This is a genomic window from Nostoc sp. CALU 1950 (genome assembly GCF_051172895.1).
Classification (GTDB): Bacteria; Cyanobacteriota; Cyanobacteriia; order Cyanobacteriales; family Nostocaceae; genus Nostoc; species Nostoc edaphicum_A.
Genome location: NZ_JBDNJQ010000457.1, coordinates 1 through 298 on the forward strand (window position 1 = coordinate 1; position 298 = coordinate 298).

The window sequence follows — 298 nt, forward strand, 5'->3', positions numbered from 1 at the left end:
GGGTTGTTTCTGAGCTAATGTTTTGAGACGTTCGCTCGGTTTCCATTCTTCAAATCCCACACAGTTACGGCGTATGATCAAGAAATCAGGAGTGTGAGATGTCACCACACAACGTCCGCTCTTTGATTTGAATGATAGGCTTAAGCGAATTGGTTGGTCATAGTATTCCAAAACATCTTCGTCATTTTCGTATTCGACGATCGCTGGCAGTTCTACTTTATGAGATTCAAACTGAATTGTTTTCCCCATTTTGCGGCTTGGATAGCTACCGCAAACATTTTTCGCTCCGCCACCTACA

General features: G+C 43.3%; 1 protein-coding gene. It reads right to left on the minus strand.

Features of this window, described 5'->3' with window-relative positions:
- Positions 1 to 249, minus strand: a 249-nt coding sequence (locus ABF638_RS38410; protein ID WP_435027957.1) for a Tn7 transposase TnsA N-terminal domain-containing protein, incomplete at its 3' end; no start/stop codon positions are given.
- Between the last annotated feature and the right edge of the window lie 49 nt (positions 250 to 298).